The following is a 10,730-nucleotide window of genomic DNA, read 5'->3' on the forward strand; positions in this document are numbered from 1 at the left end:
CAGCAGCGCGCTGCCGTTGGGGCATCTGACGCGAGCTACAGCCTAAAATTCAAGAAAATAGTGCTTGCAACCCTTTTCCGACGGGCGCAATCAGCTATTGATTTAATAGCATCAAGCTCTCCCACTGTGCACAATGGCCAGCGCATGAAACACCTGCAAGACAACGCTTCAAGGAGCCCCGCATGAAACCATTTTCCAGCCCCGCCTCTTTGGCCTTTATGCTTTTTATGGCTCTGGCGCCCGTCCTGCAAGCGCAACCCGCTATCAATTCAGGAGCAAATCCAGAGCCACTACCCATGCGCAACCTGCAGATCGAAGTGCGGCAGGCCGGCAGCAGCCTGCGCTCCCAGAGCGCCCTCGGCGCACAAGGCGGTGTTGTGCTGCAACCGGGCCGTTCGGGCCTCAATGCGCAGATCACAGCCCAGGACAGCCAGCGCAGCGATTCACGCGACCTGGTGCAGCGCGTGCTGGTGCTCAATGGCCGCAACGCCAACATCAACCTGGGCAACAGCCAGCCGCTGCGGCTGGTACAGGCGCGCCAGGCCGGCACCGTGTTCATCGAGGCCAACAGCGGCTTTTCAGCCAGGCCCACCTGGTACGGCGGCGACAGCGTGGAGCTGGAACTGGCCGCGGGGCAGGCCAGCCGCACAGGCTCGTCGCCGCAGGCTCCCCTGTCCTCATCGTCCACCAGCACCTCGCTAACCGTTCGCCTCGGGGAATGGGTCACCGTGGCCGAATCGGACGATGCGAGCGCCGGCAGCAGCAGCGGCATCGCCGACAGCCGGCAATCGACCCGTCGGGACGGCATGAGGGTAGAAGTCCGCCTCTCCGTGCGCTAGAAGAAGCCGCCCACAAATCGCGGTGAAACGATTGTGGCACGGCAGGTCCGCACAACAACGCAAAGAGGTTTTCCAGGGAATCAGTCGCGCACGCAGCGTGACGTCAGCGGCAGCAAGGAATAACGCAGCACCGCCTCACGGCCGCTGGCGCCCAGGCCAAACTCGGCGCGCATCCGCGGATTGCTGTACACCGTCTGCTGCGCACCCTGGCCGCCTGCGTCACGAAACAGCAGGTCCGAGCCGCCGGCGCTATCCAGCACGGCGGTGTCGTCCACAAATTTCACCTTGAAGTCAGCGCCGTGTTCGCAGCGGTACTGCGCGGTAGACGAAGGCCCGCCACCCGCCGCGCAGGCTGCCAGCACAAGCGCTCCGGTCACCCCCACCAAGGCCATCCCGGTTCGGGCCGACAGTTGTTTCATGGAATCTCCTTCAGGCTTGCCCAACGTTTCGAGCACTCACTTCGGCCAGAGCACCCAGAGCCGCAGCGGCTGGTTGACACGTGCCGCCAGCAGGCCGGCTTCGGGGCCGGTTCCGGCAAAGTAATCGGCCCTGACCGCACCCACGATGGCGCTGCCGGTGTCCTGCGCCAGCACCAGCTTCTGCAGGTTGGCCGCACCGCCACGGGACGCCAGCCACACCGGCGTGCCGTAGGGAATGCTTCCCGGGTCAACTGCAATGGAWCGGCCCGGTGTCAGCGCCACGCCCTGCGCACCTTTGGGTCCAAAGGCGGTATCCAGTTCACTCAGCGGCTGCTCCTGGAAAAAAGTGTAGCGCGGGTTGCTCCAGAGCATTTGCTGCGCGCGCTGCGGATTTTTTGCAACCCATGCCTTGGTGGACTCCACCCAGGGCGCCGTCATGCGGCCTTCGCCCTGCTCCAGCAGCCACTGGGTCACGCTGCGAAACGGCTGCTCGTTCGAGCCGGCATAGGCCACACGCACGACACGCTGTGAGCCATCGGCTTCGGTGATGTTCAGGCGGCCCGAGCCTTGTATGTGCAGCGACATCGCCTCAACCGGGTCGGCCAGCCAGGCGATCTCGCGGCCGCGCAGCGCCGCTTTGGCTTCAGCAAGGGTGTCGATTTCCTGCCGGGAGAACCACGGTTTGCGGCTGCCCAGCGATGCGGGAGGACGGTACAGCGGCACCTCGTAACCCGCAACGGGCTGCCGGCTGGCCCTGAGCACAGGCTCGTAGTAACTGGTCAACAGCCCCTCGGTTACGCCTTGCAGGCTCTCCACCCGATAGGGCTGCAGCCGCCTGACCATCCAGTTGCGCTGCTCATCGGCAGACGCAATGCTAAGGCGCCGGATCTCGCCGCATAGCGGCGCAAAACCCGGGCCGGGACGCTCGCAGCTTTTGAGCCAGGCGTTCCAGGCCTCAAACAGCGCGTCTTCCTCGAAGCCGGGCAACTCGGCCCAGCGGACCGCGACCCAGCGGCTTTTCCCCTGCACCATGGGCGCAGGCAATGGGCCGGTATCGCCGGCGCGCACGCCCGGGGCTGTGGGCTCGCCCGCCGGGACGGTCGAAGGCGGCCGGGGCGGGCTTGCGCAGGAAGCAAGCAGCGCCGCCATGGCGATAATTGGGACAAGCCGCATGGAACGCATTGACGGCAGCACAGGCATCGAAGCCTCTTTTGAAATCCAAGGAAATGTCATGGCCCTACTTTTGCTCGAAGCCCTGGGGGCATTGCTGCTGCTGGTGTTCATTGTGTGGTGGACGATGTTTTCGGGCCGTAAAAATGGCGAATTGAAGGAATCGGTCCACTCAGAGATCCCGGCAGAGCCCGAAAAAAAATAAGCCCGGCACAGCGCTGCAATTACAGGTTACGCAGCAGGTTGGCCAGCTCCACCGCCGACTTGACACCCATTTTGTCAAAAACCCTGGCACGGTGGACCTCCACCGTGCGCACACTGATGTCAAGCTGGTCCGCCACCAGCTTGTTGGGCAACCCACCCACCACCAGCTTCATCACATCACGCTCACGGTCTGTCAGGCCGTCGAGACGGGCCTGCAGGCCCGTCGACTCGCTGTGCTGCGCCAGTGCCCCGGCAGAATGGTTCAGCGCCTGTTCAATGCGGTCTACCAATGCGTTGTCTGAAAAGGGTTTTTCGCAAAAATCAAAAGCGCCGCGCTTGACCGCGTCGACCGCCGTGGGAACGTCCGCATGGCCCGTCAAAAAGATCACCGGCAACGTGGGCAGCAAGCCGTAGGCAATCAGCTTCTCGAACATGGCCAGACCGCTCAGGCCCGCCATGCGTACATCCAGCAACACACATGAAGGCGACTTGACCGCGAATTGCTGGGATACGCGCGCATCAAACGCCTCTGCACTGTCGAAGGTTTCGCTCAGCAGGCGGCGCGAGCGCAGCAGCCAGGCCAGCGCGTCGCGCACGCTGGCATCGTCGTCGACGATATAAACCGTGGCATTTTGAATGGGTTCCATGCTGTGTCCTTCAGGCTGTATGCGCCCCTGCATCATGCGGCAGGGCCGCCGGCAAGGTGAAACTGAAAATCGTACCCCGCGGCTGGCCGGGCTCAAACCCCAGGAAGCCGCCGTGCTGCTCAATCACCGTGCGGCACAGGCTCAGGCCCAGCCCCATACCCTCTTCCTTGGTAGTGAAAAAAGGCGTGAAGAGCTGCTCGGCCACTTCACTGGAAATGCCTTCACCGCAATCCGTCACCGAAAATTCCACCCAGCGGCTCTGTGCGTTCGATGCGGCCGGACGGATACGCAGCGTCAGCACCTTTTCCCGCGGGGCCGCCTCCGCCGCCCCTCCTTCGTGGGCCGCAGCCTGCATGGCCTGCATGCCGTTGCGCGAGAGGTTGAGAAGCACTTGCTCAACCATGGTGCGGTCACACAGCACGGGCGTGCAGGTCTCGTCGACCTCGATCACCACGCGCACGCCGAGCTTGCGTGCCTGAAGGGTCACCAGCGGCATGATGGCGTCCAGCAGGGCGCGAGGCTGCACGGCTTCGCGCACCTGATCGCGCCGCCTCACAAAATCATGCACGCTCTTGATGACCTTTCCCGCGCGTTCGGCCTGCTCGGCAATGCGGCGCATGGCCAGCTGCAAATCTTCCGACAACGGTGCCATGGCTGAGCTGGCGTTCGCTGCCAGCGGCTTGTCATGGTCCATGCCATCCTGCAGCAGGTTGAGTGAGCCGGTGGCGTAGCTTGAAATGGCGGCCAGCGGCTGGTTGAGTTCGTGGCTGAGCAGCGAGGCCATCTCGCCAACCATCGCCAATCGTGCGGTGGCCTGCAGACGGTCCTGGCTGGCACGGGAAAGCTCTTCCACCCGTCGCTGTTYACTGACGTCCAGAATCGCACTCATCCAGCCGGTGTGCTTGCCCACGGCATTGATCAGCGGAGCTTCCATGATCAACACGGGGAACCGCGTGCCATCGCGCCGCATGAACACCGATTCGTGACCCTCCCTGGGCAGGCTGTTGCCCGCCAGCCGGATTTCCTGGCGCTGCTGATAAACGCCGGCCAGTTCGGGTGGCCAGTAGGGCGAGGGAAAGCTCTGGTTGAGCAGGTCCTTGGCGTCCACGCCAACCATCTTGCAAAACGCCGGATTCACGTAAGTGATGCGCCCGTGCAGGTCGCGCGCGCGCAGGCCGGTCAGCACGGAGTCCTCCATGGCCTTGCGGAAAGCCAGGGCCTCGCCGAGGTCATGCTCGACTTTCAGCCTGCGGCGCATATCCCTTGCGAGGAGGTACAACACGGCAAGCAGCGCCAGTGACATGGCGGTTACCAGTGCGGTGAGCACGTTGGGAAAAAGGGCCGGCGTGCCCAGCCGGCTTTCCATCCTGACCACCAGCGTATTGCCGGGCAGGTCCAGCAGCTGTTGCGCAATATAAATCCGGCTGCCGCGCGAAGGCACGCCTTGCAGGGCCAGGCGCGTGCCGTCCGCTTCGGTAAAAGACAGGCCGATGCCCCGTGCGAGCTGGCGGCCGACCAGTTCCCCCAGAATGTCCTGCAGCGAATAGGTGACCACGCTATACCCCGTGAGGCGCCCCGACACCGTGATGGGCAGGCACATGTCGAGCACCTCCAGACCCAGGCCATCGCGCTGCGGCATGAAATAACTGGTGGAGTAGGCCGCGCCGCTCAGGCGCCGGGCCGTGGTGCAGGTCAGGCCCACGTCGGTTTGCAAACTGCCCCGCCCGAGCCGCTCGAACACCGAAGTGCGATAGGGCGTCTCCACAAACCCGAGCACATCGAGCGCTTCGCTGCGCCATTCAAGCCGCATGATTTCACGGCGCTCGCGAAGCAGCTCGGCGGCGGACGAATGCCACGACTCCGGCGTGCGGTCGCTGGACTGAAGTGCCTGCAAGGTCTGGATATTGCGCGTCAGTCCCGAGCGGATGTCGGTCACGGCTTCCGCTGCGTCATRCTCCAGCCGGCTTTGCACCATGCTGGACTCGTACCGTCCCGCCAGCCACACCAGAATGCCCAGCAACGCCACCAGCAGCGCCACCAGCAGCGCCCACAGGGACCAGCGCTTGCTGGCGCGGCTGACGCCGTTGGCAAACGGAAACCTCACGCGGCCGGCCTCATAGGAAACGATGGTTCAATGCAGGCAAACGGCTTCGCACACCTTCCGTGTGAGTGCTGGAGATTTCACCCAGAACAACGCCTGCGCCTTCGGCCTGCTGGGCCAGCACCTCACCCCAGGGATCCACCAGCATGCTGTGGCCCCAGGTACGACGGCCGTTTTCATGCGTGCCGCCCTGCGCCGCCGCAATGACATAGGCCTGGTTTTCAATGGCGCKTGCACGCAGCAGCACTTCCCAATGCGCCTGCCCGGTGGTGTAGGTAAACGCGCTGGGCACCAGCAGCACATCGGCCTTCAACGCGCGGTAAAGCTCCGGGAAGCGCAGGTCATAACAAATGCTCATGCCGACAGCGTAGACATGGCCATCGCGGGAAACCAGATCAAACCCGACGGGCTGCGCGCCGGGCTCCAGCACACGCGTTTCGTCATAGTCTTCCTTTCCCTGCGCAAAGCGAAAAAGATGGATCTTGTCGTACCGCGCGATGCATTGGCCCGTCGGCGCATAGGCCAGCGAACAGTTGCGCGCGCGCGCCGGATCAGACGTGGCCATGGGCAGCGTGCCGCCCACGATCCACAAGCCGAGCTCACGCGCCGACCGGCTCAGGAAGTCCTGTATCAAGCCCGTTCCGACGCTCTCCTGGACTTTCAGCTTGTCGGTGTCCTTGAAGCCCATGATGCAGAAATATTCCGGCAGCACGGCCAGTTCGGCGCCCTGCGCCGCAGCCTGCTCAAGCAGGCTGCGGGCTGCGGCAAGGTTGTCCTGCACGCGCGTACCTGAGACCATCTGGATGGCAGCTATCTTCATGGTTAACGAACCTCCTGAACAGGCTCTGCTGCAGCCTGTGCCTTGCGATCCACCTTGATGATTTTCGGGTCAGACCAGGTTCCTTCAATGTGGAATTCCTGGGTCGCCGCCTGCATCAAAGGCCGGCGCAGGAACATCTGGGCAAGGAAGCTGCCCAGGCCGATGGCCGGATTGATGACTGTGGCGATCAGGGAAGCCGTACCGGCATTGATTTCCGGCACCACGACCGCCTTGATGTTCTGCGTCTCCTTGGCAATATCGGCACTACCCTCCATCAGCACGGCCGCATTCACGCCCTTCATCTGCAGGTTGTTGGTATAGGCGACGCCCTGGTTGATATTGATGTCGCCGCGGACAAAGTCAAAGGCAAAGCCTTCGGAAAAAACGTCCCGGAAATCCAGGGTCAGCCGCCTGGGCAAAGACTGCAGGCTCAGCACACCCAGCAGTTTTGTGATGCCCGGGTCAGCCTTGACAAACTGCCCCGACTCCACATTGACGTTGAACTGTCCGCTCATGCTGGGATAGTCCAGGCTGAGAGGTGACCCCATCCACGCGACCTGCCCCTCCAGTTTGCCCTTGCCACGGCGAATGACCTCACCCATGCCAAAGCGCTTGAGCAGCTCACCCGAATCGGCGATGTCCAGCTTGAAATTCATCACGGTGCGGCGGCGCTCGGCAGCCGCGCGCGCGGCACGCGGCGCATTTGTCGCAACGCTCTGGGCATTGATCGCCACCCAGTTGCCCGTTGCCGTCAGCACCGCCTCGGGAAGGATCACATTGAACTTGTTCAGGCGCCATTCGCGCACGCCCTCGCGGGCCGCGGCAGACGCTCCGCGGTTGACGGCGTCGATCTCGACCCGCCCCAGCTTTTTTCCGCGCAGCTCCAGGTCTTCCACCACGATGTCCAGGGCAGGGATGCTGGCGGGCTGCTCGTTCAGGATCGCTTCCACGTCACTGGCCGTACCTGGCGCCAGGCTCAAACGGGAAAGCCGCGCATAGACCCGCCCGGCCCCTATGCCGCCAGGCTGCCGGAATTCGACATATCCATTGAGCTCCGACGCGTCGATATTTGCACGCCATGTCAGGCCTTCACGGGAGCCTCCCACCACCACGTTGTTCAGCTTGCGCCCTTCAATCACCAGCTCCTTTGCGCGAATGGCCATGGAGGTCGGCAGATAAGTCAGGGACGCGTTCGCGGCGGCCCGGTTGGTCGCCGCAGTGGCAGCCACCGGCGGAGGTGTCTGGAGCGCGCTGCCGGAAGAAGAATCTGCCAGTATTTTTTGCCAGGCATCGAGGTCCACGTGGGCCAGGTTGATATTGGCCGCCACACCGGCTTCCTGCACGGGCACTGTCTCCCCCGGCTCCAGCCCGACGCCGATTCCGCCCCGCATCACACGAGGTTCGCTGCCGCTGACGTCGCGCACATACATGACGGACGCCACACGGCCAATGGTTACCGAAAGCTGGTCCTCCAGCTTTTGCCCCGGCCCCATGGAGGTCGGCACAAGCGAATTCTCAAACCGCAGCGGCAATGCCGCTTCTGCGGTCTTGCTCAGGGGCGCGGGCAGGTTGAGCGCCATGCCTTGCAGGCTGCTGGCGACAACCAGCTCAGGCACGCCACGGCGAAAACCCAACGAGGCGGTGTAAGCCGTGCTGCCCGTGGCATTTTGGGCCATGCGCGAAAGCGCGCCGAGCTCCCTGGCCTGACGCAACCCTTCAGCGGTGACAACGCCTTGCGCCTTGAATGCCACCAGGCTTTCCGGCTCTGCATTGCCGGGCGATCGCGCCTGCACCCGCGTGCCACYGTCAAAACGGACGTCGCCGCCAAGCAGCCGTGCCTGGGCGCCTGTCACGGTGAAACCGCGTTCGCTCACGGTCACAACGCCCTTGAGTTTTGTCAGCGCTGGGGTATCCAGGCCAAATTGCAGGTCATTGYCGGGCAGAGTGACGGTTCCTTCCACCCGGGATTTATCGATCGTGTGGATAGGCAAGTCCAGCCGGAACCGGTATTCGCCCGTTCCGGCCGCAACCGCCTTGGCCAGCACATGATTGGTCATGCCGGCAACCGGGGACTGGTTGACGAACCCCAGCGCATCAGCAAGCGGCCCCTTGAGGTGTGTGTTCACCTCGACAGTGGTGTCATGGGTCAGGTCAGGGATACGTGCATTACCCTTGACCAGCTGCAAACCCGGCAGGCCATTGACCTTGCCGGTGACGTCGTTGACCTCAAGTGCCGCATGGTTAAACACCAGTTCGCCGTTGAGTTCAGTCAAGGCCGGCCACCCCGCCGCTCCGGCCGGCTGTATGGATTTGGGCACATAGGCATAGTGCCCATTCCGCACCTTGGCGGTCACCCGGAAGTCCCCTTGCGCCGGGTTGGTGAAAGGCAATTGCGCCAGCGGTCCCTTGACCTTGAACTTCACGTCGCTGACCTGGCCTTGCACGACCGCGTCACGCACATAGTGGCGCACCCGGTCCGGCAATACCAGCGGCAAATAACGGTGTACCCGCTCGCCATCACCGCGGCTCAAAACGCCCTGCAGATCCAGCACACCCGGGAATCGGGGATCTGCTGCATCTCCGGCAGGCGGCTTGCCGGAAACCACATCGTCGGTATGCCATGCGGCTTGCGCTTCTCCCTGCGCGTCGGCATTGGCAAATCGCAGGTTGTTCAGCTGCGCTTCGATTTTCCGGCCCGCAAACTTCCATTGCGTCTCGGCGGAAAGCTGGTCAAACGGCACCAGCGAATCCTCAAACACGCCCGGCAGGTCGAGCGAGCCGTTGAGTATCTTGACCCCGGCCCGTCCACCCGCTTGCGTCAGGTCAAAGTCAATGGTGGCGCCGCTGATTCCCGGCCTGCCAGGCTTGGGATGCACTGACGCTGGGCTGGGCGGTGCGGGCAGGGCAGCAATACTCAGCCCGGCGACGCGTCCTTTTGCGGCGTAGGCGGCAGGGGCATCCAGCGGTCCCTGCCAGCGAGCCTCAACGCTTTCGACCAGTCCCTTCGGGGCAAATGAAGCGATCAGCCCATGGACGGGAGCATCAAGCGGCAGGCGATTGGCAATCTGTGCGAGCGCTGCAAGATCGAGCTTGTCTGCCTTGAGTTCGGTGTGCTGCGCAACGCCGGCCTCGTCCCCTGTGTGCACCAGCGCCACGTTGCCGCCTGGCCACTGCAGGCCGTCGCGGGTACGAAAGCGCAGGCCTTCGGTATTGAAATCAAAACCATTGGTACGCTGACCGCCACCCACACGCCCGGCGACAAAATCAAAGGCCAAAGGCTGCAGCTTGGCACCCAGACGGGCGTCTACATCCTGCAACGCCACATCGGCCGTGCCGCCAGTCACCCGGCCCTGGGAAATATCTGCCCAAGCGCGAAGCGCGCCATTCCCGCGTGTCAGCTCAATGCCCAGTGCGTCCAGGTTGAGGTACGGTTTGATGCGGGACGCATCCACCCGGTCGAACCCGGCAAATAGCTGGCCTGTCCAGGCATCAAAATCACCGGCGCTGCTTGACAGCAGCGATTGGCGGAATATGCCCCTGACAGTGAAACGGTCACCCCATTCTGCAGGGGGTGTGGCATCCAGACGCATGAGGTGGCGCCGCCGCGTATTGCGCATCACCCAGTCAACCTGCGTCAACGCCAGGGGTGGTGCCGGATTCATTTCATCTGTCCAGCGCACGGTGCCGCCTCGCATGACAAACTCGGTCTGCGAGAAGAACCAGTCGGCAGCGGCGCTCTCGCCGGCCGCCCGGTCCTGCGAAACATCGAGGCCGCCGACATAGATCTTTCCGTCAGCGGTTCGCCGTATGTCCAGCTCGGGCTTGTCGATGTAAAGCTGCTCGAAGCCCAACCCCCAGATCGAAGAGGCGGACAGGGCGCCGAGAATCACCGGCAGCCGCAGGGCCTCGCGCCCCTGGGCGTCGAGCAGGGTCACGTCGCGCAACTCGAACGACGGAATCATCCCTTGGGAATGTGCGGTGATTCCACCAATGCGAACAGGCACCCCCAAAGCCTTGCTGGCCTCTATTTCCAGGCGCGGACGAAACTCCCCGATTCGCGGCACAATCCAGCCATGCAGCACGAACCAGGTCAGGCCAAAGAGCACCCAGGCCGTGGCAACAAGCCACAGCAACACGCGCAGGGTAAGAGCAAGCCATCGCAGTCGTTGCGGCGGCGGGGTAGGCAGGCTGGGGATCGTTGGCTCCATTGACATGAGAATTATGACCGCCGGGGCCAGCGTTCGCCCGGCAGTGAACCATGAAGTTTTGTGAAGTAGTGTGATGACCGTCGCTCAAACCGCCTGCCCTGATACCTTACTCGCCGCTGGGCCGGCCGCGTCGGACTATTCACGGTTCGTTCAGCGCATCCGCCGCCGCTACGCTGATCAACTCCTCCTCCTGCCTGCGGGCGCCCCCGTGCGCGCCGCCATGCAGGTCGCGCTGGACGCGCTGCTGGCGCAGGGCATGGCGACAGGCGCGGCGCTTCGGGTGCTTCGCCAGCTGGTCATGGAAAGGCTGGTGGTGCTCGAC

9 protein-coding genes are annotated in these 10,730 nt (G+C 63.5%); 3 read left to right on the plus strand and 6 right to left on the minus strand.

Translation table 11 applies throughout. The features are described from left to right. Together AC1DWI_RS04460 and AC1DWI_RS04465 are read left to right on the plus strand one after the other, a co-directional pair. The coding region (locus AC1DWI_RS04460) for a hypothetical protein (protein WP_477724438.1) at positions 1-186 on the plus strand (186 nt) is incomplete at its 5' end. Positions 187-296: 110 nt separating this feature from the next. Then, positions 297-839 carry a hypothetical protein gene (locus AC1DWI_RS04465; RefSeq protein WP_477670622.1) on the plus strand — a complete coding sequence of 181 codons (543 nt, stop codon included), beginning with the start codon at positions 297-299 and terminating at the stop codon, positions 837-839. An 80-nt stretch (positions 840-919) separates the two neighbouring features. On the opposite strand, the gene AC1DWI_RS04470 is transcribed toward AC1DWI_RS04465, so the two are convergent. From AC1DWI_RS04470 to AC1DWI_RS04495, 6 genes are all read right to left on the minus strand, one after another. Further along, complete coding sequence (locus tag AC1DWI_RS04470; RefSeq protein ID WP_477670621.1) at positions 920-1,258, minus strand: hypothetical protein; 339 nt, start codon at positions 1,256-1,258, stop codon at positions 920-922. Positions 1,259-1,294: 36 nt separating this feature from the next. After that, positions 1,295-2,542, minus strand: coding sequence for a murein transglycosylase A (gene mltA / locus AC1DWI_RS04475; protein WP_477670620.1), 1,248 nt, complete (start codon positions 2,540-2,542; stop codon positions 1,295-1,297). Between the two features lie 110 nt (positions 2,543-2,652). Then, a complete protein-coding gene (locus AC1DWI_RS04480; RefSeq protein ID WP_457282424.1) occupies positions 2,653-3,279 on the minus strand; it encodes a response regulator transcription factor in 627 nt (208 codons plus the stop codon). A 10-nt stretch (positions 3,280-3,289) separates the two neighbouring features. Then, the gene (locus AC1DWI_RS04485) at positions 3,290-5,383 is read right to left on the minus strand and encodes a two-component system sensor histidine kinase NtrB (RefSeq protein ID WP_477724439.1); all 2,094 of its coding nucleotides are present in this window, start codon (positions 5,381-5,383) and stop codon (positions 3,290-3,292) included. 10 nt (positions 5,384-5,393) lie between these two features. Then, entirely contained in the window at positions 5,394-6,200 is an 807-nt protein-coding gene (locus AC1DWI_RS04490; RefSeq protein WP_477724440.1) for a carbon-nitrogen hydrolase family protein, read from the minus strand. Between the two features lie 2 nt (positions 6,201-6,202). Next, complete coding sequence (locus tag AC1DWI_RS04495; protein ID WP_477724442.1) at positions 6,203-10,408, minus strand: YhdP family protein; 4,206 nt, start codon at positions 10,406-10,408, stop codon at positions 6,203-6,205. A 73-nt stretch (positions 10,409-10,481) separates the two neighbouring features. Here AC1DWI_RS04495 and AC1DWI_RS04500 point away from each other — a divergent pair. After that, positions 10,482-10,730, plus strand: a 249-nt coding sequence (locus tag AC1DWI_RS04500) for a hypothetical protein (RefSeq protein WP_477724441.1), incomplete at its 3' end; no start/stop codon positions are given.

The sequence above is a fragment of the Polaromonas sp. P3_C2 genome (assembly GCF_056402675.1).

Coding starts and splice junctions, on each gene's coding strand:
- AC1DWI_RS04465 (WP_477670622.1), top strand. CDS start 297: ATGCGCAACCTGCAGATCGAAGTGCGGCAGGCCGGCAGCAGCCTGCGC.
- AC1DWI_RS04470 (WP_477670621.1), bottom strand. CDS start 1,258: ATGAAACAACTGTCGGCCCGAACCGGGATGGCCTTGGTGGGGGTGACC.
- AC1DWI_RS04480 (WP_457282424.1), bottom strand. CDS start 3,279: ATGGAACCCATTCAAAATGCCACGGTTTATATCGTCGACGACGATGCC.